This window comes from Xanthomonas sp. NCPPB 2864 (assembly GCF_056675615.1).
Window position 1 is genome coordinate 1,076,831 of sequence record NZ_JBWWVS010000001.1, and the last position, 25,391, is coordinate 1,102,221.

19 protein-coding genes and 1 pseudogene are annotated in these 25,391 nt (G+C 65.3%); 11 read left to right on the forward strand and 9 right to left on the reverse strand.

Annotated elements, in window-relative coordinates; translation table 11 throughout:
* The first annotated feature begins 44 nt into the window (after nucleotides 1–44).
* Both guaB and guaA read left to right on the forward strand, forming a co-directional pair.
* Nucleotides 45–1,502: an IMP dehydrogenase gene (gene guaB, locus AC1KVE_RS04525; protein ID WP_016903541.1), complete on the forward strand. Its 1,458-nt coding sequence runs from the start codon at nucleotides 45–47 to the stop codon at nucleotides 1,500–1,502.
* A gap of 130 nt (nucleotides 1,503–1,632) precedes the next feature.
* On the forward strand, nucleotides 1,633–3,198 hold the full coding sequence (guaA, locus tag AC1KVE_RS04530; RefSeq protein ID WP_039521782.1) for a glutamine-hydrolyzing GMP synthase: 1,566 nt from the start codon (nucleotides 1,633–1,635) through the stop codon (nucleotides 3,196–3,198).
* A gap of 363 nt (nucleotides 3,199–3,561) precedes the next feature.
* On the opposite strand, the pseudogene AC1KVE_RS04535 reads toward guaA, so the two are convergent.
* A pseudogene (locus tag AC1KVE_RS04535) lies at nucleotides 3,562–4,305 on the reverse strand (SDR family NAD(P)-dependent oxidoreductase).
* A gap of 86 nt (nucleotides 4,306–4,391) precedes the next feature.
* Here AC1KVE_RS04535 and AC1KVE_RS04540 point away from each other — a divergent pair.
* The gene (locus AC1KVE_RS04540; RefSeq protein WP_024939198.1) at nucleotides 4,392–4,955 is read left to right on the forward strand and encodes a TetR/AcrR family transcriptional regulator; all 564 of its coding nucleotides are present in this window, start codon (nucleotides 4,392–4,394) and stop codon (nucleotides 4,953–4,955) included.
* A 90-nt stretch (nucleotides 4,956–5,045) separates the two neighbouring features.
* Here AC1KVE_RS04540 and AC1KVE_RS04545 read toward each other — a convergent pair whose 3' ends face one another.
* The 4 genes from AC1KVE_RS04545 to AC1KVE_RS04560 all read right to left on the reverse strand — a co-directional run bounded on the left by AC1KVE_RS04545 (nucleotide 5,046) and on the right by AC1KVE_RS04560 (nucleotide 10,960).
* Nucleotides 5,046–5,648, reverse strand: coding sequence for a DUF8082 domain-containing protein (locus tag AC1KVE_RS04545; protein ID WP_065031541.1), 603 nt, complete (start codon nucleotides 5,646–5,648; stop codon nucleotides 5,046–5,048).
* A 44-nt stretch (nucleotides 5,649–5,692) separates the two neighbouring features.
* Entirely contained in the window at nucleotides 5,693–6,820 is a 1,128-nt protein-coding gene (locus AC1KVE_RS04550) for a Cache 3/Cache 2 fusion domain-containing protein (protein WP_024939196.1), read from the reverse strand.
* A 413-nt stretch (nucleotides 6,821–7,233) separates the two neighbouring features.
* Nucleotides 7,234–7,875, reverse strand: a complete 642-nt coding sequence (locus AC1KVE_RS04555; protein WP_024939195.1) for a response regulator — start codon at nucleotides 7,873–7,875, stop codon at nucleotides 7,234–7,236.
* Complete coding sequence (locus AC1KVE_RS04560; protein WP_481091841.1) at nucleotides 7,868–10,960, reverse strand: sensor histidine kinase; 3,093 nt, start codon at nucleotides 10,958–10,960, stop codon at nucleotides 7,868–7,870. Before AC1KVE_RS04560 ends, AC1KVE_RS04555 begins: the two co-directional genes overlap by 8 nt.
* Nucleotides 10,961–11,422: 462 nt before the next feature.
* Here AC1KVE_RS04560 and AC1KVE_RS04565 point away from each other — a divergent pair, with 462 nt between their 5' ends.
* The 5 genes from AC1KVE_RS04565 to AC1KVE_RS04585 all read left to right on the forward strand — a co-directional run bounded on the left by AC1KVE_RS04565 (nucleotide 11,423) and on the right by AC1KVE_RS04585 (nucleotide 16,652).
* Complete coding sequence (locus tag AC1KVE_RS04565) at nucleotides 11,423–11,896, forward strand: helix-turn-helix transcriptional regulator (RefSeq protein WP_104593319.1); 474 nt, start codon at nucleotides 11,423–11,425, stop codon at nucleotides 11,894–11,896.
* Nucleotides 11,893–12,549, forward strand: a complete 657-nt coding sequence (locus AC1KVE_RS04570) for a hydrolase (RefSeq protein WP_481091840.1) — start codon at nucleotides 11,893–11,895, stop codon at nucleotides 12,547–12,549. Before AC1KVE_RS04565 ends, AC1KVE_RS04570 begins: the two co-directional genes overlap by 4 nt.
* Nucleotides 12,546–12,983, forward strand: a complete 438-nt coding sequence (locus AC1KVE_RS04575) for a DoxX family protein (protein ID WP_481091839.1) — start codon at nucleotides 12,546–12,548, stop codon at nucleotides 12,981–12,983. Before AC1KVE_RS04570 ends, AC1KVE_RS04575 begins: the two co-directional genes overlap by 4 nt.
* A 113-nt stretch (nucleotides 12,984–13,096) precedes the next feature.
* Nucleotides 13,097–14,938, forward strand: a complete 1,842-nt coding sequence (locus AC1KVE_RS04580) for an amidohydrolase (RefSeq protein ID WP_184431199.1) — start codon at nucleotides 13,097–13,099, stop codon at nucleotides 14,936–14,938.
* An 85-nt stretch (nucleotides 14,939–15,023) separates the two neighbouring features.
* The gene (locus AC1KVE_RS04585; RefSeq protein ID WP_481091838.1) at nucleotides 15,024–16,652 is read left to right on the forward strand and encodes an MFS transporter; all 1,629 of its coding nucleotides are present in this window, start codon (nucleotides 15,024–15,026) and stop codon (nucleotides 16,650–16,652) included.
* Nucleotides 16,653–17,314: 662 nt separating this feature from the next.
* Here AC1KVE_RS04585 and AC1KVE_RS04590 read toward each other — a convergent pair.
* Together AC1KVE_RS04590 and AC1KVE_RS04595 are read right to left on the reverse strand one after the other, a co-directional pair.
* A complete protein-coding gene (locus AC1KVE_RS04590; RefSeq protein ID WP_024939189.1) occupies nucleotides 17,315–18,139 on the reverse strand; it encodes an alpha/beta fold hydrolase in 825 nt (274 codons plus the stop codon).
* Between the two features lie 523 nt (nucleotides 18,140–18,662).
* The gene (locus AC1KVE_RS04595) at nucleotides 18,663–20,009 is read right to left on the reverse strand and encodes an Nramp family divalent metal transporter (RefSeq protein ID WP_481091837.1); all 1,347 of its coding nucleotides are present in this window, start codon (nucleotides 20,007–20,009) and stop codon (nucleotides 18,663–18,665) included.
* A gap of 144 nt (nucleotides 20,010–20,153) precedes the next feature.
* Between AC1KVE_RS04595 and mntR the strand changes: the two genes are divergently transcribed.
* The 3 genes from mntR (at nucleotide 20,154) to orn (ending at nucleotide 21,788) form a co-directional block, all read left to right on the forward strand.
* A complete protein-coding gene (gene mntR / locus AC1KVE_RS04600) occupies nucleotides 20,154–20,621 on the forward strand; it encodes a manganese-binding transcriptional regulator MntR (protein WP_024939187.1) in 468 nt (155 codons plus the stop codon).
* Between the two features lie 2 nt (nucleotides 20,622–20,623).
* Nucleotides 20,624–21,133 (forward strand): tRNA adenosine(34) deaminase TadA, encoded by a 510-nt coding sequence (tadA, locus tag AC1KVE_RS04605; protein ID WP_102256631.1) that lies wholly within the window; start codon nucleotides 20,624–20,626, stop codon nucleotides 21,131–21,133.
* 70 nt (nucleotides 21,134–21,203) lie between these two features.
* Nucleotides 21,204–21,788, forward strand: a complete 585-nt coding sequence (gene orn / locus AC1KVE_RS04610; RefSeq protein ID WP_024939185.1) for an oligoribonuclease — start codon at nucleotides 21,204–21,206, stop codon at nucleotides 21,786–21,788.
* Nucleotides 21,789–21,986: 198 nt separating this feature from the next.
* On the opposite strand, the gene AC1KVE_RS04615 is transcribed toward orn, so the two are convergent.
* The gene (locus tag AC1KVE_RS04615) at nucleotides 21,987–22,952 is read right to left on the reverse strand and encodes a mechanosensitive ion channel family protein (RefSeq protein WP_435015175.1); all 966 of its coding nucleotides are present in this window, start codon (nucleotides 22,950–22,952) and stop codon (nucleotides 21,987–21,989) included.
* Nucleotides 22,952–25,330, reverse strand: a complete 2,379-nt coding sequence (gene ppsA, locus AC1KVE_RS04620) for a phosphoenolpyruvate synthase (RefSeq protein WP_104593323.1) — start codon at nucleotides 25,328–25,330, stop codon at nucleotides 22,952–22,954. Before ppsA ends, AC1KVE_RS04615 begins: the two co-directional genes overlap by 1 nt.
* Nucleotides 25,331–25,391: the final 61 nt, after the last annotated feature.

Here is a 25,391-nt window from a genome sequence, read left to right on the forward strand (position 1 = left end):
CTTTCAGGGTAAAATGCCGCGCTTCCCCAAACTCGGGTCCGCCGATGCTACGCATCCAGGCTGAAGCTCTCACCTACGACGACGTTTCCCTCGTCCCCGCTCATTCGATCGTCCTGCCCAAGGACGTCAGCCTGGAAACCCGGCTGACCCGCGATCTGCGCCTGAAACTGCCGATTCTTTCGGCCGCGATGGACACAGTGACCGAGCACCGGCTGGCGGTGGCCATGGCCCAGCTGGGCGGCATCGGCATCATCCACAAGAATCTGACCCCTGCGCAGCAAGCGGGCGAAGTTGCCCGGGTCAAGAAATTCGAATCCGGCGTGATCACCGAGCCGTTCACGGTGAGCCCGGACACGACCATCGGCGAGGTGCTCAAGCTGACCCGCGCGCGCAACATCTCCGGCGTGCCGGTGGTGGATGGCAGCGAACTGGTCGGCATCGTCACCAGCCGCGACATGCGCTTCGAGAAGAAGCTCGACGATCCGGTCCGCCACATCATGACCAAGAAGGATCGCCTGATCACCGTGCGCGAAGGCGCCAGTGACGAGGAAGTGCTGGAGCTGCTGCACCGCAACCGCATCGAAAAGATCCTGGTGGTCAACGACAGCTTCGAGCTGCGCGGCCTGATCACGGTCAAGGACATCCAGAAGAAGACCGACAACCCCAACGCGGCCAAGGACGGGTCCACGCGCCTGCTGGTCGGCGCGGCGGTCGGCGTGGGCGGCGACACCGAGCAGCGCATCGAACTGCTGGCCGCGGCCGGCGTGGACGTGGTCATCGTCGATACCGCGCACGGCCATTCGCAGGGCGTGATCGATCGCGTGGCCTGGGTCAAGAAGGCGTATCCGCAGCTGCAGGTGATCGGCGGCAACATCGTCACCGGCGATGCCGCGCTGGCACTGATGGACGCCGGTGCCGATGCGGTCAAGGTCGGCGTGGGCCCCGGGTCGATCTGCACCACGCGCGTGGTCGCCGGTGTCGGCGTGCCGCAGATCACCGCGGTGGACATGGTCGCCGAGGCGCTGCAGGACCGTATTCCGCTGATCGCCGATGGCGGCATCCGCTACTCCGGCGACATCGGCAAGGCGCTGGTCGCCGGCGCCTCCACGGTGATGGTCGGCGGCCTGTTCGCCGGCACCGAGGAAGCACCGGGCGAGGTCGAGTTGTTCCAGGGCCGCAGCTACAAGAGCTACCGCGGCATGGGCAGCCTGGGCGCGATGGAGAAGGGGTCCAAGGACCGCTATTTCCAGGATTCTAGCGATGCCGACAAGCTGGTGCCGGAAGGCATCGAAGGGCGCGTGCCGTATCGCGGCCCGGTCGGTGGCATCGTCCATCAGCTGATCGGCGGCCTGCGCGCCACGATGGGCTACGTGGGCTGCGCGACCATCGAGGAAATGCGCACCAAGCCGAAGTTCGTCACCATCACCGGTGCCGGCCAGCGCGAAAGCCATGTTCACGACGTGCAGATCACCAAGGAACCGCCGAATTACCGCATGGGCTGATGCCCGTGCGCGGGATTGGGGATTCGGGATTAGGGACGCGTAGCAGCCCGCCGCATCTCCTTCGGCAGGGCGCATCGCCGCCATCCCGCTGTTGCCAATCTCCAATCCCGAATTCCCAATCCCGGCGCCAATGACCAACATCCACAGCGACAAGATCCTCATCCTCGATTTCGGCGCGCAGTACACCCAGCTGATTGCGCGGCGCATCCGCGAGATCGGGGTGTATTGCGAGATCTGGGCCTGGGATCATGACCCGGCCGAGATCGCCGGTTTCGGCGCCAAGGGCATCATCCTGTCCGGTGGTCCCGAGTCGACCACCTTGCCGGGTGCGCCGGTCGCGCCGCAGGAAGTGTTCGACAGCGGCTTGCCGGTGTTCGGCATCTGCTACGGCATGCAGACGCTGGCAGCGCAGCTGGGTGGTGCGACCGAGGCGGCGGACCAGCGCGAATTCGGTCATGCCGAAGTCGATGTGGTGGCCGCCGATGCCTTGTTCGCAGGGCTGACCGATCATGCCGGCGCGTCGCGTCTCAATGTGTGGATGAGCCACGGCGACCACGTGTCGCAGGTGCCGCCGGGCTTTACCGTCACCGCGGTGACCGACCGCATCCCGGTGGCGGCGATGTCCAACGAGGACAAGCGCTGGTACGGCGTGCAGTTCCATCCCGAGGTCACCCACACGCTGCAGGGCCAGACCTTGCTGCGCCGCTTCGTGGTCGATGTCTGCGGCTGCCAGACGCTGTGGACGGCGGCCAACATCATCGACGACCAGATCGCGCGCGTGCGCGAGCAGGTGGGCGATGACGAAGTGATCCTGGGCCTGTCCGGTGGCGTCGATTCGTCGGTGGTCGCCGCGCTGCTGCACAAGGCGATTGGCGACAAGCTGACCTGCGTGTTCGTCGATACCGGCCTGCTGCGCTGGCAGGAAGGCGACCAGGTGATGGCGATGTTCGCCGAGCACATGGGCGTGAAGGTGATCCGCGTCAACGCGGCCGATCGTTACTTTGCCAAGCTCGAAGGCGTCAGCGACCCGGAAGCCAAGCGCAAGATCATCGGCAACCTGTTCGTGGATATCTTCGACGAGGAATCCAACAAGCTGGCCAACGCCAAGTGGCTGGCGCAGGGCACGATCTATCCGGACGTGATCGAGTCGGCCGGCAGCAAGACCGGCAAGGCGCACGTGATCAAGAGCCACCACAACGTCGGCGGCCTGCCCGAGCACATGAAGCTGGGCCTGGTCGAGCCGTTGCGCGAATTGTTCAAGGACGAAGTACGCCGCCTCGGTGTCGAACTCGGCCTGCCGCGCACGATGGTGTACCGCCATCCGTTCCCGGGCCCGGGCCTGGGCGTGCGCATCCTGGGCGAAGTGAAGCGCGAATACGCCGAATTGCTGGCCAAGGCCGATGCGATCTTCATCGACGAACTGCGCAAGGCCGATCTGTATGACAAGACCAGCCAGGCGTTTGCGGTGTTCCTGCCGGTCAAGTCGGTCGGTGTGGTCGGCGATGCACGCGCCTACGAATGGGTGATCGCACTGCGCGCGGTGGAGACCATCGACTTCATGACCGCGCACTGGGCGCACCTGCCGTACGATTTCCTAGGCACGGTGAGCAACCGCATCATCAACGAACTGCGCGGCGTCTCGCGCGTGGTCTACGACATCTCCGGCAAGCCGCCGGCGACGATCGAGTGGGAGTGACATCAGGTTTTCGGTGACTGTCGCCGGTCGTCGAAAAGATGACGCAAGTATCGATGATGGTGAAATAGTCCGGGTGCGCATGCGCCCGGACCCCGCCGTTGGCGGGGGAGGGTGAGGCGTGCTGCACTCAGCTACGTTCGACCTTCGCGGATGATGGGATGCTGGCCTGCGCTCGTGCCGTTGCTGGATGCCAGGATCACCCTCTAAAGCGCGGGCTGCATTACGCCTTTGCGTCAAACAAGACCGCAGCGGGATACCCTGCGCTCGACGAAGCGTTTCGACCAGAGCCGCAGTCATGCCTGCACGATCAGCACGGCTTCGGCACGCAGGATCGCCATGCACCGCACGCGTCTTGCCCAATGCCTAAACCGCAGCGACACCACCGTCGACGAAAAGCTCATGGCCGGCGACAAAGCTGCTCTCGCTGGAGGCCAGGAAGAGGACTGCCCGTGCTACCTCGTTCGGCTCGGCCAGCCGCCCGAGTGGAACACTCTTGCTCAGCGCCTCTTCAAGTTCGGGCTGCGAATCGAGTTAGCTGCGTATCAGGCGCGTTTGCGTGCCACCAGGCGAGACGACGTTCACGCGGATGCCTCGCTCCTTGAGGTCAGTGGTCCAGCTTCGGGCAAACGAGCGCACCGCGGCCTTGCTGGCGTTGTAAAGAGACTGGCCTGGCAGACCCTTGCTGCCAGCGATGGAGCCGTTGAGGACGATAGCGCTGCCCGCAGTCATCAGCGGTAGCGCTTTTTGCACGGTGAACACCATGCCTTTCACATTGACGTCGAAGGTCGTGTCGAAATGCGTCGCGTCGATCGCGTCGAGGGGGACGACCTCGTAGATGCCCGCATTGGCGAACACGACATCGACCTTGTGGTGATCGCGTTGGATGCGTTCGTAAAGCCGCGCGACGTCGTCGGAATTGGTGACATCGCCTTGCACACCGACTGCTCCGTGGCCGATCTCCTTGACGGCCTCGGTAAGTGCGTCCTGCCGACGCCCGGTGATGTACACGTGCGCGCCTTCCATGGCGAACAGCTTCGCCGTTGCCAGGCCGATGCCGTCGCTGCCCCCGGTGATCACCACCACTTTGTCCTCGAAACGGTTCGTCATTTGCCAGCGCCTTTTTCAAATATGGAGGATTGCTCCACTTATGATATGGAGGTAACCTCCACTTGACAAGAGAGGGAGGAAAACGTGTGAGTGATGAACCTGCCCTTCGGGCTGACGCGCAGAAAAATCGGGAACTCATCCTTTCTGCAGCTGAAGCGCTCTTTCTGGAAAAAGGAGCTGGTGTCCCGCTCGAGGAAGTTGCCAGGCGCGCAGGTGTCGGCATCGGTACGCTGTATCGTCGCTTTCCCACGCGCGAGGCACTGTTAGCCGCGACCAGCAACGAGCGTTTCCTGTCGCTGGCGCAAGCCAGCCGTGCGCGCGACCGAGACCTTGCTCCAGGCGAGGCGGTACGCGCGTACCTGGAAGAACTTGCCAGGAACACGAGCATTTATCAGAGCCTTGCTGCTTCGATCGGGGCTGTTATCCAATGTGGGACGCCCGGCTGTCATGCGATCACCGCGGAAGGGCGACGGCTGCTTCAGCGCGGGCAGGACGCGGGTGCGATCCGTGGCGACGTCACGTATGAGGACTTCATTTGCGTGGTGACTGCCATCTCCCTTGCAGTCGAAAATGACCAATCATCGAAATCGCGTATCGGGCATTTCGTCGACTTGTTCTTGAATGGCATAAGCGTGAAAAGTCTGGATTAGCCAGCGATAATTCAGCTATCTCCGCACGCGTGGGCGCAAAAAAAAACCGCGCAATGCGCGGTTTGATCCTGGATCCACTGCAGTTGCCTGTCAGCGCAGCTTGGCCAGCGCCACGCGCGCATCGGCCATGAACTTCTGTGTTTCCTGCGGCGTGGAGAGGTTGGCGCCCAGCTGATTGAGCACTTGTTCGATGTCGCTCGATGCGTCCCAGGCTTCGTCGCAGAGCATACCCGCGATCGGGCCGAGATAATTCAGCGCGACTTTTTCCAGTGCATCGCGGACGCGCTCGTCGGGTGGGGAGCCAGCGCCTGCAGGTGCTGCGTTCGGTGCGGCGAGCGGCGTTGCTGCGGCCTGTGCCTGGGCCGCTGCAACCGCCGCACCACCCAGATCCTGTTCGAAGCCGCCCATCAACCACTGGCGCGAGTCGTCGCTCAGCAGCGAGGGCTTGCCCATGCCGGCGCCGGGATCGGCCTGGAAGCGGGCCTTGGCCGCATTGACCATGGTGAGGCGTTGCACCGCCTCGTCGTTGCGCAGCATGCGGAACACCACTTCCTCGATCTGCCCGGCGTTGAGGCGGATGATGCAGGAGTGGTTCTCCTCGGTGACGATGAACAGAAAGCCGGACGCCTTCTTCAGTGCCAGCGCCTTGAGCTCGCGCAGGACCTCGATCAGCGGACGGAATTCAGTGGACATGGCGTCTTCCTTGCATCATCTGGTACGGAGTGGGTGCGCGCAGCTCAGCGTTTGCTGAGCCGCTCCATGGCCAGCCGGACACTGTTGGACAGGCGGGAGATGGCGCGCGCCAGGGTACCAATTTCATCCTTGAGGTTGACCTCGTCGATGGTGTGGTTCCACTTGCCCAGGCTCAGCTCTTCGGCCACGGTGGTCAGGTGCTGGATCGGGCGCAACACGCGGCTCCAGATCAACGCCCACTGCAGCCCGAGCAACAGCGCACACACCAGCAGGCCGATGCCGGCGATCCACAGCGACTGGCGCACGATCACGCCATTGACGTCGCTCTTGGGATAAGCCGAAACCAGGGTGAAGCCCCAATCGGGTACTTCCTGCTTGGTGACGACCCAGTCGTTGGGCGTTTCCTTGACGATCCGCTCGATGGTGGCGGTGTCGGTGGTGGCACCGGTGGTGGACTGGAAACGCAGCTTGTTCTTGCTGTCGAACACGGCGATGAAGCCGGAGTCGAGCACGCGACGGCTGCTGACCACGTTTTCCAGCGCCTGGGTGTCGGCTTTGTAGCCCACGTACCAGGCGCCGATCACGCGCTTGTCGTTGCCGGCGAAGATCGGCTCGTAGCCGGTGACGTACGGGTTGCCGAGGATGTCGACCACGCCGTAGAAGCTCTCGCCGTTGCGCAGCTTGGCGGCGGCCTGGCCGTTGGGATCGAGCACGGTGCCGATGGCGCGGCTGCCGTCGTCCTTCTTGACGTTGGTGGAGATGCGCACGAAGTCATCGCCGGTACGCGAGAACAGCGTGGCGGTGCCTTCGTGGATGGCGGTGACCTCGTCGAGCATGTCGAAGACGTTGGCCTGCGCCTTCTGGCCCAGCAGCAGGTCGTTGGCGCTGCGCTCGCCCACGCGCACTTCGTTGCCGACGCTGGCGGCGCCGTGTGCGTTGGCTTCCTTGCGCAGCTGGCGCATGGAGGAATTGACGCGATCGAGCATCATCGCGCGGGTGACCGAGAACAGGGTCTGCAAGGACACCGACTGGCGCTCGATCGCGTCGCCGGTCTCGAACTTGACCCGATTCGCTTCGGTAATGGCCAGAATGACCGTCAGTGCCACCACCACGACCAGCACCAAGGCCAGCACCGGCAACAGCAGGCGCACCCGCAAAGAGTGACGAAGCATCGCAATTCCCCTGAACGCGTTTAGTGATTGGATCGAACGCCGTCGCAGCCCCCCGGCAGCGGTCGGACCTAGCCGTTATCGGCTGTTGCGCATGATGCTGAAGCGGCCCCCACGCCGCTGGCGGTGCATACGATAGCTCAAGCCGATCGATTTGACAGTGCGCGTCGATCGCATCGTGCGCCTTGTGTTCAAGAATGGTGGACCGGGTTACAGAGTTCGGGCTGGCGGGCGCGGTGGGCGGCAAGATCGGCTAGCCCTCCAGGGGCGATCCATCGCGGCGCCGTCGGTGAGCCGGCCGATGCGCGCGGTGGCGTCTTTGTGTCACGCCTGCCGTTGCCGCGCTACCGCGATGACCGGATACAGCGGTGTTTGAAGAGCGCCTTACGCTTGCGATCTGCCTGGTCGCAGGCGGCTCAGGTTTCCAGCGACAGGATTCCCCGGCGCAGGGCAACGGTGACCGCATGGGTGCGATCGCGCACGCCGAGCTTGGCCAGGATGTTCTTCATATGCGCCTTGACCGTCTCTTCGGAGATGCTCAAGGCATTGCCGATCTGCTTGTTGGAGCATCCGGTGGCCACCAGGCTCAGTACCTCCGTCTCGCGGGCGGATAGCGCGTCGTCGAGCACGTGGGCGGCGATGTTTTCGGCCACCGACGCCGGAACATGCCGCCGCTGGCCGCGGCGCACGTCGCGAATGGTGTCGACCAGCTCGCGGCGCAGCGCGCTCTTGAGCAGATAGCCGCAGGCGCCGGCCTGCAGTGCGCGCACCGCACGCACATCGCCCGTATAGGTGGTCAACACGATGACCTTGGCGGCGGGGTCGACACGGCGGATGCGCTGGATGGCTTCGACGCCATCCACGCGCGGCATCTGCAGATCCATCAGCACCACGTCCGGGCGCAGGCTGGCGTAGCAGGCCACGGCCTGTTCGCCGTCTTCGGCTTCGCCGACCACACGCATGTCGTGTTCGGCGGCGAGCATGGCACTGAGACCGTCGCGCAGCAGCGGATGATCGTCTACCACCAGCACGTCGGTCGGTTTGACCATCTCAGCCATTGGAGCTCTCCGTGGATCGTGCAGGTCGAAATCGCCACCACCAGCGCGGTGGCGTCGCATAGGCGGTGCGGGCCGGAAGCGTGATCTGAATTGCGGTGCCGCTGCCTGGACGCGACCACAACTGCATCTTGGCGCCGATGCGTTTGGCGCGTTCCTGCATGCCGGTCAGCCCCCAGTGGCCGGTCCGTGCATGCCCATGTAGCACGTCCGGATCCAGGCCGCAGCCATCGTCGCGGATGCGCAACACGAAGTCACGTGAACCGTAACGCAGTTCCAGCGCGATGCGCGCGGCGCCTGCATGGCGATCGGCATTGGCCAATGCTTCGCGGCCAAGCTGGAACACTTCGTCGGCCACCATCGGACGCAGCGCCACCGGGCGTCCTTCGACCGACACCTGCAGTTCGGCAGACGGCGGTGGCATGGTGGCCTCGCGTGCGCGCTGCAGTGCGGCGGCCAGATCCTGGCGCAGCGAATAACTGTCGCGCAGGCCGTTGACGCGGTCGCGGCCTTCGACCAGCGCATTCTCGGCCAGGTCGACCGCCTGTTCGAGCTCCAGCCGCCGCGGGTCGTCCTGCGGCAACGAGCGGCTGGCGGCATGCAGCCGCAGGATCAGGCCTTGCGTGCCCTGCAACAAGGTGTCGTGCAACTCGCGCGCGATGCGTTCGCGTTCGCGGTAGCGCTCTTCCAGGCGTGCACGCAGGCGTCCGGCAATACGCCGGGTGCGCATGCGCCACAGCATTGCAAGCGTCAGCAGCAGGGCGAGCGCAACGCACACCTTGAATTGCCAGGTTTGCACGAAGGCCGCTTCGATGACGAAATTCAGCGTGTCGCCGCGCGCGTTCCACACGCCATCGTTGTTGGCGGCGGCAATGCGGAAGCGGTAACGGCCGGGCGCGAGGTTGGTATAGAACGCCTCGTTACGGTTGCCGGCGTCCTGCCATTGCGCGTCCACGCCCTCCAGCCGGTAGCGGAAGCGCACGCGTTCGGGCCGGGTCAGGCTCACAGCGTCGTAGCCGATGCGCAGGCGGTGCGTCCACTTGGGCAGGCGCAGCCCGGCGGTGCGCGGGTAGGGACGGTCGTCGGCGACCACGTCGGTGATGAAGACCTCCGGCGCGGTGGGGTTGCGGTAGGTCTGTTCCGGGTCCAGCCAGGCCAGGCCCTGGTTGGTGGTGAACCACAACAGGCCGTCGTCGGCGGCGATGGCCGTGGGGACCGGTGTGGCCTGCTGGGCGACACCGGGCAACCCGTCCATGATGTCGTACAGGCGCAGCGCCGGGCTGACCAAGCCCGATTGCACGCTCTGTAGCAGCGCAAGTTGAGCGATCTGCACCACACCGCGGTTGCCGTTCAACCACAGCGTGCCGTGCCGGTCCTGCACGATGCCGGTGATGCCCTGCAGGAGCGGATTGGTCTGATCGGCCACTTGCCGGAACCGGCCGTCGGCGCCCAGCGCTGCCAGCCCGGTTTCGCCGGCGACCAGCGTGAGCGACGGGCCTTGCCAGATGGCGGTGATCGGCCCCACCGACAGGCCATTTTCTGCGCTGTAACGCGTCACCTGCCGGCCCTGCAGCAGGCGCGCATCGCCCTTGATGGTACCCACCCACAGGCCGCCATCGCGCGTATTGGCGAGCACCGTGCACGGGCTATCCTGCAGATCGGGCAGCGGCTGCCAGGCGTTGCCGTCGAAAGCGTAGGGGCCGCCGGCATCCGGGCAGATCCGGGGATGGTTGCGGTTGTCCACGACGAAGGCGCGGATGGCGCCGGTCGCCAGGCCGAGCGGCAGCGCCACCGGTTGCACGCGGCCGACCTGCAGACGTAGCAAGGCGTGCTCGCCAAGTACCCAGCCATTGGCGGTCGCCGGCACATCCAGGATGTGGTGGGACGCACCACGCTGCAAACCTTCCACGCGATCGCGGCTCAAGGCCAGCAGCCGGCCATCGCGCAGGCTGGCCAGGAGCGGGCGTGCGGCGGTGCCCGGGGCGGGATTGAAGGTCGCCACGGCCATCGCCTGGCCCGGCAGCAAGGACGCCAACGGCAGCAACGCGCGATGTCGGAACCGGTTGAGGCCCAGATTGGTGCCGGCCCACAGATTGCCTTCGCGGTCCTCGAGCAAGGGGCCGGCAGTGGCCGAGGTCAGGCCTTGTACGGTTCCGAAGCGTTCCAGCACCGGCGTGGGCGCTGTGGGCAAGGCGATCCGGAACAGGCCATGCGCCGCGTAGTCGCTGCCCCATAGCGCGCCATCGCGCATGAACCGGATGCGCCGCGCGAACAGCCCGGGAAATTGCAGCCGGGCACGGGCCGTGGCGGGCAGCACGTGGCCCTGCGCATCGGTCAACGCAAACACGCCGCGGTACGGGTCTGCGACCCAGATCGCTCCGCCCGGACTTTCGGCCATGGTGACGTAGAGACCCACCTGCTGGCCGCTGGGTTCGAAGCGTTTGGCGCCAGGCCGCAACGACAGAATCTGGGTACCGTCGCTGACCCAGAGCGTGCCGCGCACATCGCGCAGCAGCCAATGCGCGCGCTCGGCGGTGTAGCCCCAGTCGGCGCCTGCACGCTGCCAGCGTTGCCCATCGAACCAGCACAAACCGCCATCGATGGCGGCCCACCAGCGCCCACTGCCATCGTGCTCAATGCGGAACACCATGCCGGCGGGCACGTCCTTGCCCGGGCTGAAGTGCGTCAGGTGACCGTCGGCAACGCGATCGATGCCGGCATTGAAGTAGCCGATCCAGGCGGTATCGTCCGGCGCCAGCGCAAGCGTGGTCATGTTGTGCGATGCATAGGCCTCGCCATCCGGCGCCGCCTGCCGCGCGAAACGGTCGCCATCGAACTGAAACAGGCCAAATCCGGTCGCCAGCCACAATGGCCCGGCCTCGGCTTGCTGGATATCCCAGATATCGGCCGGTGCGCCGCGCTCGGTGCTCCAGGCGGTGTGGTGGAATTGCAGCAGCCCCGCACGCGTTGCGGCGATGCCTTGGGCGTACACGGGATTGCACGGCCACCCGCAACTACACATCACAACGATCACCGCCACGCACAGGCGCCAGAGCAGGTGGGATCGGTTGGGGGGCTCGCGCGGCATTGCAGCATTGTCGGGCGAGATCGGGGCCAAGCACCACCACCTCTTTCGGGGGAGGCAGGTCGGGCAGGAAATCGGCTACGCATGGACCGGCATGTTGCGTGGGGTGCGTGCGTGTCGCTGCGATGCAGTGTGCCCCGAGCTGGATGCCATCGGTTGGCTGCAGCAGTGATGACGCCGCCTCGTAGCGTGGCATTCGTGCGCTGGCGTCCGCTTGGTTTGCGTGTGGTGCGGGTGTCGGCTTGGACACTGCAAAGCGCGACAGAAACAACGGCGCGGTATCGCCGCTGCATCGGCGTGCATGCGCGGTGCATGCCATGGCGATGCACCCATGCGATCCCATGCGTGCTTGTGGCAGCACGCGTGTCGCTCACCCGAAAGAGTGAGCGATCGGCCTCACCATCAGGGGTGGGGCGATCGGCAGGTTCGCCCCACCATGGCGCCATTCCCCGCCGGAGACGCCACATGGCACGTCTGACTGCCGCCGGTTGCCCCGATCTGCATGCAGGCAACACCAACGCACTGTACGCCCCGCGCGCACGTGCCGTGGCCAGAGCGCTGCAGTACATCGACACGCATCTGTATGAGCCCATCGGCGTGACGCAACTGGCCGGCGCCGCCTGCATGAGCCGCTTCCATTTTGCGCGCGTGTTTCGCGATGCGCTGGGCGCCAGCCCGATGGAGTATCTGCGTCGTCGTCGCCTCGAACGCGCCCAGGCCATGCTGCGCGAGGGCGGCCACACCATCAGCCAGATCGCCACCGATCTGTGCTTCTTCGATCAAAGCCATTTCGTCCGCAGCTTCCGCAACGCCACCGGCTGCACGCCGGCGCGCTTTGCCGCGCAAGTGGCGAACGATCCCTGCGCCGCGCGTGCCCAGCCGCGTGCGCATCGGCACAGCGCCGGTTCTTTTTCATCCTCCCTGGAGCATCACGCATGACCACCGCCACCGCCGTCCCCGGTAAGTCCCTGTTGTCGCCCGGTGATCACGCGCTGATACTGATCGACCATCAATCGCAGATGGCGTTCGCCACGCATACCATCGACATCTCGGCGCTGCGCAACAACGTGTCGCTGATTGCCAAGGGCGCCAAAGGCTTCAAGGTGCCGGTGATCTTGACCACCGTTGCAGAGAAGTCGTTCTCCGGCCCGCTGTTTCCCGAGCTGCCGGAGATCTTTGCCGGCGAATCGGTGCTTGATCGCACCAGCATGAATGCCTGGGAAGACCAGGGTGTGATCGATCGCGTCAACGCCATCGGCAAGCAGCGTCTGGTGATTGCCGGGCTGTGGACCAGCGTCTGCATCGTCGGCCCGACGCTGTCGGCGGTCGAGCAGGGGTTCGAGGTCTACGTCATCACCGATGCCTGCGGCGATGTCAGCGACGAAGCGCACGAGCGCGCGGTGACGCGGATGGTGCAGGCCGGCGCCGCGCCCATCACCAGCGTGCAGTACCTGCTGGAACTGCAGCGCGACTGGGCACGCAGCGACACCTACGACCTCACCACCGGCATCGCGCGTGCGCATGCGGGCGGCTACGGCATCGGCATTCAGTACGCCAAAACCATGTTCGGCGCGCAGGAAGGCGGGCATTGAACGCATCGGCACCACGTGGCAACGCCGGCCTTGCAGCGGCATTGCTGATGCTGCGCATTGCCGGCGGCGGTTTCCTGTTGCCGCATGGCCTGGGCAAGTTGCTGGGATGGTTTGGTGGGCCGGGGCTGGCTGGATTTGCCGCTGAATTACAGCAATTCGGCTTTCCGTCTGCGCAACCGTTGCCGTTGCTGCTGGCTTTGGTGCAGACGCTCTCGGGGCTGGCGGTGTTACTGGGTCTGTGGACGCGCGTCAGTGCTGCACTGGCGGCGGTGTTCATCGCCACCACCGTCGTGGTGGCCGTGCCCAAGGGCTGGTTCTGGATGCACGGCGGGATGGAATACCCGCTGATGTGGCTGCTGGTATTGCTGGGGCTGGTTGCCGCTGGCGGTGGCGCATGGTCGCTGGATGGGCTGCGCAGGCATGGTGCGGCATGAGCGGCGTACGGAATGATCACGATGCCGGGCGGCGCTTGTGGATGCAGGCCGCCGCCGCCGGTCTTGCGTTGGGCGCCTTGCCCGGCGCTTGGTCTGCTTCAAGGAAGTCTCCGATGGTCGATCTGGTCGTTCGCAACGCACGCATCACTACCCTCGATCCACGTCAGCCCAGCGCCACCGCCATTGCAGTGACCGATGGACGCATCGTTGCGGTGGGCGACGATGCGCAGATCATGGCGCTGGCAGCTGGCGCCCGCAGCATCGATGCGCAAGGCCGACGCCTGTTGCCCGGCCTCAATGACAGCCACACCCATCTGATTCGCGGCGGGCTCAACTACAACCTGGAGCTGCGCTGGGATGGCGTGCGCTCGCTTGCCGATGCGATGGCGATGTTGAAGGCGCAGGTCGACCGCACCCCGGCGCCGCAATGGGTGCGTGTGGTCGGCGGATTCACCGCGCATCAGTTCGTCGAAAAACGCTTGCCGACCCTGGACGAGATCAATGCCATCGCACCGGATACACCGGTATTTTTGCTTCATCTGTACGACCGCGCCCTGCTGAACCGCGCGGCCTTGCGCGCCTGTGGCTACGACAAGGCCACTGCCGATCCGCCCGGCGGGCGCATCGAACGCGACAAGCTGGGTAATCCCACAGGCTTGCTGCTGGCCAAGCCCAATGCCCTGATTCTCTACACCAGCCTGGCCAAGGGCCCGCGACTGCCGTTGGAGTATCAGGCCAATTCCACACGCCATTTCATGCGCGAACTCAACCGGCTGGGGATCACCTCGGTGATCGATGCCGGCGGCGGTTTCCAGAATTATCCGGAGGACTACCAAGTCATCGAACAGTTGCACGCGGCCGACCAGTTGAGCGTGCGCATCGCCTACAACCTGTTCACCCAGAACAAGGGCAAGGAAGTCGACGACTTCCGCGGCTGGACCGAGATGCTGCCGGTGCGCAAGGGCGACGATCTGCTGCGGCACAACGGCGCCGGCGAAATGCTGGTGTTTTCGGCGGCGGATTTCGAACAGTTCAGCGAGCCGCGCCCGGAGCTGCCGCCGGAACTGGAGCCCGAGCTGGAGCAGGTGGTGCGGTTGCTGGTCGAAAAGCGTTGGCCATTCCGTATCCATGCCACCTACGACGAAAGCATCGGACGCATTCTCGATGTGTACGAAAAGGTCAATGCCGACATTCCGTTCGATGGCCTGCATTGGTTCGTCGATCACGCCGAAACCATCACGCCACGCAATATCGACCGCATTCGCGCCTTGAGCGGCGGCATCGCCGTGCAGCACCGCATGGCGTATCAGGGCGAAGCGTTTGTCGAGCGCTACGGCGTACAGGCTGCGCGGCACACGCCACCGGTGCGTCGCATGTTAGCCGCCGGCGTGCCGGTGGGCGCCGGCACCGATGCGACGCGCGTGGCCAGTTACAACCCGTGGGTGGCGCTGTCGTGGCTGGTCACCGGACGCACGGTGGGCGGTCTGGCGTTGTACGGCGAAGAGAACCTGCTCGACCGTGAGCAGGCGTTGCGGCTGTGGACGCAGGGCAGCGCGTGGTTCTCCGGCGATGAGGGCCACAAGGGCACGCTGGCGGCGGGGCAACTGGCCGATTTCATAGTGTTGTCCGACGATTACTTCCGCGTCGACGATGCCGCCATTGCCGACATCACCAGCGTGCTGACCGTGCTGGGTGGGCGCGTCGTCCATGGCGACGGCGACTTCGCCGCACTGGCGCCCACCTTGCCGCCGGCGATGCCGGACTGGTCGCCGGTCAACCGGTTCGGCGGCTATCACGTGGGCGGTACGGTCAGCGGGCTTGCCAGTGCCACGCACACGCATGGCCATGGCTGTCGCGCGCACGGGCCGCATGGTCATGCAGCGCAGCATGCTGCGCCCAGCGATGATCTGCGCGGCTTCTGGGGCGCATTGGGTTGCGCGTGTTTCGCGTTCTGAGATCGGCACCACAGCGATGCGCCTGCCGGCGCATCCAGGCCCGTCACCTTGTTTGTTTCACCCCGTCCACTGGAGCCTTGCCGCGATGACTTCTTCTGCCGCACCCGCCGATAGCGGTGCTTGGGCGCCGCTGCGCGAGCCGATCTTTCGTGCCTTATGGCTGGCCATCTTAGGCAGCAACATCGGCACCTGGATCAACGATGTCGCCGCGTCCTGGGTGATGGCCGAACAGACGGGCTCGCCATTGATGGTCGCGGCGGTGCAGTCGGCCACCACCTTGCCGGTGGTGTTGTTCGCACTGGTGGCCGGTACGCTGGCCGACATCGTCGACCGCCGCCGCTACCTGATGCTTACCCAGGGCTGGATGTTGCTGGTGGCCGCAGCCTTGGCCTTGCTATCGCATCTGCAGTTGCTAACCCCGTGGGTACTGGTGGCATTGACCTTTGCAATGGGCATGGGCGCGGCAATGGCGATGCCTGCGCAGGCGGCAATCGTGTCGGAGCTGGTGCCGCGGCCGATGCTGGCCTCGGCGGTAGCGCTCAATTCGATCGGCATGAACATCGCCCGCTCGATCGGCCCAGCGGTTGGCGGTTTGATCGTGGCGCAATTCGGGCCGCCGTGGGCATTTTTGCTCAATGGCGTGACCTTCGGGCTGATGCTGCTGGTGTTGTGGCGTTGGCGTCGCGATGCGCATGTCTCTGCATTGCCGCCGGAGAGCTTCGGCGCGGGCCTGCGTGCCGGTCTGCGCTACGCCGCACGCGCCGGGCGCTTGCAGGCGGTGCTGATCAAGGCCGCCGGGTTCTTCCTGTTCGCCAGCGCGTTGACCGCATTGCTGCCGTTGGTGGTCCGTCGCGACATGCAGTTGGGTGCCGGCAGTTATGGCGTGTTGTTGGGCTGCATCGGCATCGGTGCGATCAGTGGCGCGCTGCTGTTGCCACGCCTGCGTGCGCGCTACGACCGCGACCTACTGGTGTTCGTGGCCACCATCGTGTGCGCAGCCTCATTGCTGGGGCTGGCATTGTCGCGTCAGATCGGAGTGCTGTGCGCGGTGATGGTGGTCAACGGCCTGGCCTGGATCACCGTGCTGTCGTCCTTGCAGATCGCCGCGCAAACGGCGGTGCCTGCCTGGGTGCGCGCACGCGCATTGTCGCTGTACATCGTGGTGTTTTCTGCGGGTATGGCGGCCGGCTCGCTGGTCTGGGGCGCGTTGGCGCAGCGCACCTCGATCGCGACAGCCCTGCAGATTGCCGCCGTTGGCGCGGTGATCGCGGCGCTGCTGGTCAAGCGCGCGCGCATTGCCGGCACCGAACAGCTGGACCTCGCCCCTGGCGGACATTGGCCTGTGCCGGCGCAATCGGATGCGGTCGAACACGATCGCGGCCCGGTGCTGGTGACGGTCGAATACCGCATCGCTGCCCATGCGCGCGTAACTTTCCTGCAGCTGATGACGCAACTGGGCAACGCGCGGCGTCGTGATGGTGCGGTGGTCTGGGGTATCGCCGAAGACGCGGCAACACCCGGCGTGCAACTGGAATACTTCATCGTCGCTTCGTGGCTGGAACATCTGCGTCAGCACGAGCGCGTCACCGGCGACGACCGCCAGCTGCAGGAGCAGATCCGCGCCCTGCATCAAGGCGAGCGCGCGCCGGTGGTCCGCCACTTCGTCGGTGGCGGCGGTGTGGCGGTGCCGCCGCACGCCCATGCCGATATCTGAGAACTTCATCAGCACGACGCTCCCTATCGGCCCGGCGCTGAAATCGATGTCGCTTTCTACTGCCAGGTCGGCCGCGCCTGCCGTGCGTGAGGCCGGTTGCCGGCGCTGGTAACCGGCCTACGCAGACCCAGGGCTGGAGCGCCTTTTGGCCAAGCGGAGCGGGCGCAACCTGCCTGCTGGCTGCGCCCGATCGGCCATACGGTCAGCCAGGGCAGCGCACGTGTCCTTCAGCGGTCGGCGTATCGCTTGCGCTACCGATCGACATTGGCTGCGACTGCCTGACCTGCCATTGCTGGCACCGCCATGGCTGAGCATCGCGTTGCTGGTGGTCGTGCTGCGTGGCGGTTTCTTGCGGGCCCTGGTTGCTGTGCTCACCTGTGGCTGGCCGGTCCATGCCTGAAGCTGGTCCGTTGCGCGGTGTTGCGACCACGCTGCGAAGGCGCACCGTCGCCATCCCGCTTGCTGTTTCGGCATCTTTGCGCGCACGTCGTGGGTCCGCAAGCTCGCCTGCAGTGGGCGCATTGGGGCGCCACTGGCAACAGGCCTATCGACGCTGAGGCCGCCAGCCTGATCACAACGGACCTGCGCGCAGCAAAGCAACGCGCACCAAAAAAAGACCGGCTCTCACGAGCCGGCCTTTGTCTTACGCAGTGAAGCAAGAATCAGCGCTTGGCGAAGGCCAGCAGATCCTTGTTGAACTGATCGGCATGGGTAATGGTCAACCCGTGCGGCGCGCCGGGGTAGATCTTCAGTTCGGCGTTGCTGATGATCTTGGCCGACAACTTGCCCGATGCATCGATCGGCACGATCTGGTCGTCGTCGCCATGCACCACCAGCGCCGGCACGTCGATCTTCTTCAGGTCGGCGGTGTAATCGACCTCGGAGAATTCCTTGATGCAGTCGTACTGACCCTTGTGACCGCCCAGCATGCCCTGCAGCCAGAACGCATCGCGCATGCCCTGGGTGACCTTGTTGCCGTCACGGTTGGCACCGAAGAACGGCGTGGTCAGGTCCTGATAGAACTGCGAACGGTCCTTGGCAACGCCATCGCGGATGCCGTCGAACACGCTCATCGGCAGGCCGCCCGGATTGGTTGGGCTCTTGACCATCTGCGGCGGCACCGCGCCGACCAGTACCACCTTGGCCACACGCTTGCTGCCATGGCGGCCAACGTAATGCGCCACTTCGCCACCGCCGGTGGAATGGCCGACCAGGATCGCGTCCTTCAGGTCCAGCGCGTCGATCACTGCAGCCAGATCGTCCGCATAGGTGTCCATGTCGTTACCGTCCCAGGTCTGCGACGAGCGGCCATGGCTGCGGCGATCGTGTGCGATCACGCGGTAGCCGTGCTGGCCCATGAACAGCATTTGCGGGTCCCAGGCATCGCCGCTGAGCGGCCAACCATGTGCGAAGACGACCGGCTGGCCCTTGCCCCAATCCTTGTAGAAGATATTGGCGCCGTCGGGGCGTTTGACGAAATTGGACATCGGGTTGACTCCGTGAGTGGACGAGTGGGGTGGGGTGGTGGCGCGGGCGCGTGCGGGAGGTGCGGCAGTGGCGAACGCGGGCAGCGACAACGCTGCTACGGCGACCGTGCCGGTGATGAGAAAGCTGCGGCGTCCGGCGTCGGCCGGATGCGCCTCGAACGGATCCATAAACACTCCTGGGGCGAGGGGCATGCAGCCCGGCGATGGCACGATGCGATACGCATCGTGCTTGCATGGGCCCGCGCCACGCGGTGCGACGCAGGCCACGGGCGTGCCGGTGCATGCGAGCAGTAGACCGCCTGCGTCGCAGCGCAGATTGCATCTGCGTGCGCTCTACAGCGGTTATCCCCAGCGTTGCGGATCAGCTCGTTCGCTGCAGTCGATGCGCCGTAATGGATCATCCGGGTATCCAGCTCGCACGAACGCAATGCAGCGCCGATCAACGCTCCTCCGTGCATCCTGCCTGGCTCTGCAGCGCACGCAGCTGCCGCATCGCATCGACCACGCCGGTTGTGCTCGCCACTCACTGCAGCGCGGTGTCCCACAGCAGCTTCAGGTTCAAGCCGACGATCACCGCCGCAATGACCCAGGCGATGCGCACCAGCCACGGCGGTGCCACCAGCGCGCCCATCAACTCACGATCCGACACGAAGCGCACCAGCGGGATCACCGCAAACGGCAGCTGCATCGACAGCACCACCTGGCTGAGCACCAGGAGCCGCGCGGTACCGGCCTCGCCATACAACCAGGTCACGATCACCACCGGCACGATGGCGATGCCACGTGTCAGCAGGCGGCGCAGCCACGGCGGCAAGCGCAGTTGCAGGAAGCCTTCCATCACGATCTGCCCGGCCAGCGTGGCGGTGACGGTGGAATTGACGCCGGAGGCCAGCAACGCCACTGCGAACAGCGTCGAGGCCAGACCCACGCCCAGCATCGGCGCGAGCAGGGCGTGAGCCTGTTCGATTTCCTGCACATCGGTGCGGCCCTGCGTATGGAACACCGCCGCCGCCAGGATCAGGATCGAGGCGTTGATGAACAGCGCGAACATCAACGCCACGGTGCTGTCGGTCACCGCCCAGCGCAGCGCCGACTTGCGGCCCGCATCGGTGCGCGGATACGCACGTGTCTGCACGATCGACGAATGCAGGTACAGGTTGTGCGGCATCACCGTCGCACCGATGATGCCGATCGCCAGATACAGCGCGCGCGGGTCGGTGACCACCTGCGCACGCGGAATGAAGCCGCCCAGCACGGCGGCGATCGGTGGTGCCGCCAGCGCGATCTGGACGCCGAAGCAGACGAAGATGATCAACAGCAGCGCGATCACGAACGCTTCCAGCGCACGGAAACCGCGGTTCATCAGCAACAGCACCAGCACCACGTCCACCGCGGTGATGATGGCGCCCACGGTCAGCGGAATGCCGAACAACAGCTTCAACGCGATGGCGGTGCCGATTACCTCGGCCAGATCGCAGGCGATGATCGCCAGTTCGCAGATGCCCCACAGCGCCAGGTTCACTCCGCGCGGGTAACGCGCCCGGCAGGCCTGCGCCAGGTCCAGCCCGGTCGCGATGCCCAGCCGCGCCGACAGGCTCTGCAGCACGATCGCCATCAGGTTGGACAGCAGGATCACCGACAGCAGCAGATAGCCGAACTGCGAGCCGCCGGCCAGGTCGGTGGCCCAGTTGCCCGGGTCCATGTACCCGACCGACACCATGTAGCCCGGGCCCAGGAACGCCAGCAGCCGGAACCACCAGTGGCCGCCCTTGGGTACGGCGATGCTGGCGTGGTGATCGCCCAACCCGCCATTGGCCGCGGCAGGCAGGGGGAGGGGCGAGGCTGGTTGAGGACGGAGATCGACGGACATGCGGGGCAGGCTGGCTAGGAGTCGTGCCGATGATATAGCAGGGGCTATGCTGTTGAGCATTGGCAATTTAAATCGTAATGATCGGCTGCGTGCTTCAAACTACGCATCCCGGCACTGGCGCCGGACGTGATGACGGGGATGAGGGTGGGCAAGAGCGAAAAGCTGGAAGCAGCCGCGCCGGCGCTGATCGACGCACAGGTGCATATGGAGAGCTTCCGTCAGGTGCGCGAAGCGCGCCGCGCCGAGCTGGTCGAGGACTATGTGGAGCTGATCTCCGACCTGTTGGTCGACGGCGGCGAGGCGCGTCAGGTCGATATCGCCGCGCGCCTGGGCGTGGCGCAGCCGACCGTGGCCAAGATGCTCAAGCGGTTGGTGCGCGACGGCTGGGTGGTGCAGCGCCCGTATCGCGGTGTTTTCCTGACTCCGGCCGGCGAGGCGCTGGCGGCGTCCAGCCGGCAGCGCCATCAGATCGTCGAACGTTTCCTGCTCGCCCTGGGCATCGACGAGGCCACCGCGCGCCGCGACGCCGAAGGCATCGAGCACCATGTCAGCGAAGCCACCGTGGCCGCGTTTGCCGCCTTCCTGGATCGCCAGGGCGGCAGCGCCGCGTGAGCATGCCGGTGGAAACGTCGGTAGACGCGGCGCAGACGCTGATCGACCAACAGTGGATGCAACGCGCCCTGCAACTGGCCGAGCGTGCCGAACGCGACTTTGACGAGATCCCGGTCGGCGCGCTGCTGATCGATGCCGGGGGCACCGTGCTGGGCGAGGGCTGGAACTTCAATATCGCCAGCCACGATCCCAGCGCGCATGCCGAGATCATGGCCCTGCGCGAAGGCGGCCGCCGCCTGGCCAACCACCGGCTGATCGGCTGCACGCTGTATGTCACGTTGGAGCCGTGCGCGATGTGCGCGATGGCGATGATCCACGCGCGCATCGCGCGGGTGGTATTCGCCGCCAGCGACCCCAAGACCGGCGCCTGCGGCAGCGTGTTCGATCTGCCCGCCGACCCGCGCCATAACCACCGCGTGCAGGTCAGCGGTGGCGTGCTGGCCGCCGAGGCCGGCCTGCGCCTGACCAATTACTTCAGGGCCAAGCGCGGCAAGCCGCCCCTCGCGCCCTGAGCGGCGCGGCCGCGGTATGATGCGCGCCCTTCAGCATCCGGCCGGCGACGGCCCTCCACAGGACGGCGATATGGCAGACACCCTTGCAGGCAACGACCGACTGATCTGGATCGATCTGGAAATGACCGGCCTGGATACCGATCGCGATTCCATCATCGAGATCGCCACCATCGTGACCGATGCGCAGTTGAACGTGCTTGCCGAAGGGCCGGAGCTGGCCATCGCCCACCCGCTGGCGACGCTGGAAGCCATGGACGAGTGGAACCGCAATCAGCACCGCCGTTCGGGGCTGTGGCAGCGCGTGCTCGACAGCCAGGTCACCCATGCCCAGGCCGAGGCGCAGACAGTGGCCTTCCTGAGTGAATGGATCCGCGCCGGCGCCTCGCCGATGTGCGGCAATTCGATCTGCCAGGACCGCCGCTTCCTGCACCGCCAGATGTCGCGCCTGGAGCGCTACTTCCACTACCGCAACCTGGACGTGTCCACCATCAAGGAGCTGGCACGGCGTTGGGCGCCGACGGTGGCCAATGGTTTTGCCAAGAGCTCGGCCCACACCGCGTTGAGCGATGTGCGTGATTCGATCGACGAGCTGCGCCACTACCGCCAGTTCATGGGCGCGCTGGGCGGCGATTCCCAGGCCGACGTGCCGGCCTGAGCGCTGGCCACGGCGGCGTTGCGCGCTGTTGGGGTGTTGATTGATGGCGCCTAGTTGCGGACTACGCGCAGGCGTACGTCCGGCAACGTTTGCTGCCGGTCAGGCAGGCAAAAAGCCACATAGTTGCAACGCATCCAACAAAAAAGGCCGCATCGTTCGATGCGGCCTTTCTGCTTTTCCATCACGCCACTGAATGCATCAACGCGCCAGCGGCGGACCCTTGCTCAGGTCGCCGTCGTCGGCGATGCCTTTCAGCAGCAGGTCGGAGATCGGCTTGCCGTCGGCATCGTGGTGATACACGTGCAGGTCGCGCTGCGGATACGGGATGTTGAGCCCGTTTTCCAGCAACTGGTTGCGGATCTGTTCCAGCGTGGTGCTCTTGGCCGCGCCGAAATTGCCGTTGGTCGCATACGCGAACAACATCAGATCCACCGTGCTTTCGCCCAGATTGGTGACCTGCACGAACGGTGCCGGCGACTCCAGGAGGTTCGGATTGTCCTTGGCAATCTGCAGCAACAGCTGCTGGGCTTTCTTCAGATCGTCGCCGTAGCCCACGCCCACGGTCACTTCCAGGCGCCGGTTGGGCAGGGTGCTGTAGTTGACGATCGGCGAGGTGGTGATGGTGCTGTTGGGCAGGGTGATGATGCGCTCGTCGAACGAGCGGATCCGGGTCTGGAAGATCCGGATCTCGTCGACGATGCCTTCCTGGCCGGCAATCACCACATGGTCGCCATCGCGCATCGGCCGCAGCACGATCAGCATCACGCCTGCAGCGATATTGGACAGCGAGTCCTTCAACGCCAGACCGACCGCCAGGCCGGCCGCACCCAGCACCGCGATTAGCGAGGTCGGCGGTACGCCAATCTTGCTCAGTGCACTGACGAAGACCAGCACCAGCAGCAACGCGTACAGCACGTTGCGCAGGAAGTTGGTCAGCGTGATCTCGATGCGCGCGCGGGTCAGCGCACGGTGCAGCCACTGGCTGAGCTGCTTGGCCAGCCACATGCCGACCACCACGATCAGCAGGGCCAGCCCCCAGTTGAGCGCGTATTGCGCCCACGGGATATTGGCCCAGTTGAACGCCGGCTCCGCCGTCTTGGCCGCCACCGGCCTTGCGGCGACTGCTCCCGCAGCCGCCGCCAACACCGCACCCAACATACCCATCAGCTCTCGCTCTTCAACTTGGCCAGACGCAGCCAGGTGTCGACCACGGTGTCAGGATTCAGCGATACCGACTCGATCCCTTCCTGCATCAGCCACTCCGCCAGTTCCGGGTGATCGGACGGCCCCTGGCCGCAGATGCCCACATACTTGCCCTTGGCGCGCGCCGACTTGATCGCCATCGACAGCAGCTTCTTGACCGCCGGGTTCCGCTCGTCGAACAGATGCGCCACGATCGACGAGTCGCGGTCCAGGCCCAGGGTCAGCTGGGTCAGGTCGTTGGAGCCGATCGAGAAACCATCGAAGATCTCCAGGAATTCATCGGCCAGCAGCGCATTGGACGGCAGCTCGCACATCATGATGATCTTCAGGCCGTTCTCGCCCTGCTTGAGCCCGTTCTGCTCCAGCACCTCGATCACCTTGCGGCCTTCTTCCAGCGTGCGCACGAACGGGATCATCACCCAGAGGTTGTCCAGGCCCATCTCGTTGCGCACCTTCAGCACCGCCTTGCACTCCAGCGAGAAGGCCTTGGTGAAGGACGGATCGACATAGCGGCTGGCGCCACGGAAGCCGATCATCGGGTTCTCTTCATGGGGTTCGTAACGCGAGCCGCCGATCAGGTTGGCGTACTCATTGGACTTGAAGTCCGACAGGCGCACGATCACCGTGTTCGGTGCCACCGAGGCGGTCAGCGTTGCGATGCCCTCGGCCAGGCGATTGACGTAGAAGCTCACCGGGTCGCCGTAGCCGGCGGTCTTGGCGTCGATCTTCTTGCGGACGTCAGCGTCCTGCTTGTCGTATTCCAGCAGCGCGTTGGGATGGATGCCGATGTGCGCGGCAATGATCATTTCCAGACGCGCCAGGCCGATGCCGGCATTGGGCAACTGGCCGAAGTCGAACGCGCGCTCCGGGTTGGCCACGTTCATCATGATCTTGAGCGGGGCAGGCGGCATGTTGCCCAGGTCGGTGGTGGTGCGCTCGAACGGCAGCAGGCCGTCGTAGATGAAGCCGGTATCGCCTTCGGCGCAGCTCACCGTCACTTCCTGACCGTCGCTGATCACATCGGTGGCGTTGCCCGAGCCGACCACGGCCGGCACGCCGAGTTCGCGCGCGATGATCGCCGCGTGGCAGGTGCGGCCGCCGCGGTTGGTGACGATGGCCGAGGCTCGCTTCATCACCGGCTCCCAATCGGGATCGGTCATGTCGGCGATCAAGACGTCGCCGGCCTGCACGCGATTCATGTCGTCCAGCGAGCGCACCACGCGTGCCACGCCGCTGCCGATCTTGGCGCCCACCGCACGGCCTTCGACCAGGATCTTGGCGTCCTTGGCTTCCAGCGAGAAACGCTCGATCTGGGTGGCATGGCTGCGCGACTTCACGGTTTCCGGACGCGCCTGCACGATGAACAGCTTGCCGCTGACACCGTCCTTGGCCCACTCGATATCCATCGGGCGGCCGTAATGCTTTTCGATCACCAGCGCCTGCTTGGAAAGCTCCTGCACGTCTTCATCGCTGATCGAGAAGGTGCTGCGCAGTTCCACCGGCGTGTCTTCGGTGCGCACGCGTTCGCCGGGCACATCCGAGTAGACCATGCGGATCGCCTTGCTGCCGAGCGAGCGGCGCAGGATCGCCGGCTTGCCTGCGGTCAGCGTGGGCTTGTAGACGTAGAACTCGTCCGGGTTGACCGCACCTTGCACGACCATCTCGCCCAGACCGAAACTGGAGGTGACGAACACCACGTCGCGGAAGCCCGATTCGGTGTCCAGCGTGAACAGCACGCCGGCCGCACCGACGCCCGAGCGCACCATCAACTGCACGCCGGCCGACAGGAACACGTCTTCGTGCTTGAAGCCATGATGCACGCGGTAAGCGATTGCGCGATCGTTATAGAGGCTGGCGAACACTTCCTTGACCTTGTGTACGACATCGTCGGCACCGGTCACGTTGAGGAAGGTCTCCTGCTGGCCGGCGAACGAGGCATCGGGCAGATCTTCGGCAGTGGCCGACGAACGCACCGCCACGGCCACTTCGCCACCGCCGTTTTCCGCACACAGCTGTGCGTATGCGGTGCGGATATCGCGGTCCAGTTCCGGCTGCAGCGGAGCATCGATCACCCAGCCGCGGATTTCCTTGCCGGCAACGGTGAGGGCGCCAACGTCCTCGACATCCAGCGTCGCCAGCTTGTCGAAGATGCGCTTGGACAGATCGTTATGCGCGATGAAGTCCTTGAAAGCCTCGGCAGTGGTCGCATATCCACCGGGAACCGAAACGCCAAGCCCGGCCAGGTTGCCGATCATCTCGCCGAGCGAGGAATTCTTACCACCTACGCGGGCCAGATCGGCCAGGCGTAGCTCATGCAACCACAGGATATTCTCGTTCAAGCGCGATGCTCCGTATGGCCATCGCCCGAGCGGGCTGGATGGCCGCGTCCGTAGGAAGAAG

Excerpts from the sequence above, each read along its gene's own strand:
- AC1KVE_RS04615 (WP_435015175.1), bottom strand. The coding sequence starts at position 22,952 with ATGGGTATGTTGGGTGCGGTGTTGGCGGCGGCTGCGGGAGCAGTCGCC.
- AC1KVE_RS04550 (WP_024939196.1), bottom strand. The coding sequence starts at position 6,820 with ATGCTTCGTCACTCTTTGCGGGTGCGCCTGCTGTTGCCGGTGCTGGCC.
- AC1KVE_RS04560 (WP_481091841.1), bottom strand. The coding sequence starts at position 10,960 with ATGCCGCGCGAGCCCCCCAACCGATCCCACCTGCTCTGGCGCCTGTGC.
- AC1KVE_RS04555 (WP_024939195.1), bottom strand. The coding sequence starts at position 7,875 with ATGGCTGAGATGGTCAAACCGACCGACGTGCTGGTGGTAGACGATCAT.
- AC1KVE_RS04595 (WP_481091837.1), bottom strand. The coding sequence starts at position 20,009 with ATGTCCGTCGATCTCCGTCCTCAACCAGCCTCGCCCCTCCCCCTGCCT.
- AC1KVE_RS04585 (WP_481091838.1), top strand. The coding sequence starts at position 15,024 with ATGACTTCTTCTGCCGCACCCGCCGATAGCGGTGCTTGGGCGCCGCTG.
- orn (WP_024939185.1), top strand. The coding sequence starts at position 21,204 with ATGGCAGACACCCTTGCAGGCAACGACCGACTGATCTGGATCGATCTG.
- guaB (WP_016903541.1), top strand. The coding sequence starts at position 45 with ATGCTACGCATCCAGGCTGAAGCTCTCACCTACGACGACGTTTCCCTC.
- guaA (WP_039521782.1), top strand. The coding sequence starts at position 1,633 with ATGACCAACATCCACAGCGACAAGATCCTCATCCTCGATTTCGGCGCG.
- AC1KVE_RS04580 (WP_184431199.1), top strand. The coding sequence starts at position 13,097 with ATGGTCGATCTGGTCGTTCGCAACGCACGCATCACTACCCTCGATCCA.
- AC1KVE_RS04590 (WP_024939189.1), bottom strand. The coding sequence starts at position 18,139 with ATGTCCAATTTCGTCAAACGCCCCGACGGCGCCAATATCTTCTACAAG.
- tadA (WP_102256631.1), top strand. The coding sequence starts at position 20,624 with ATGCCGGTGGAAACGTCGGTAGACGCGGCGCAGACGCTGATCGACCAA.
- AC1KVE_RS04565 (WP_104593319.1), top strand. The coding sequence starts at position 11,423 with ATGGCACGTCTGACTGCCGCCGGTTGCCCCGATCTGCATGCAGGCAAC.
- AC1KVE_RS04570 (WP_481091840.1), top strand. The coding sequence starts at position 11,893 with ATGACCACCGCCACCGCCGTCCCCGGTAAGTCCCTGTTGTCGCCCGGT.
- AC1KVE_RS04545 (WP_065031541.1), bottom strand. The coding sequence starts at position 5,648 with ATGTCCACTGAATTCCGTCCGCTGATCGAGGTCCTGCGCGAGCTCAAG.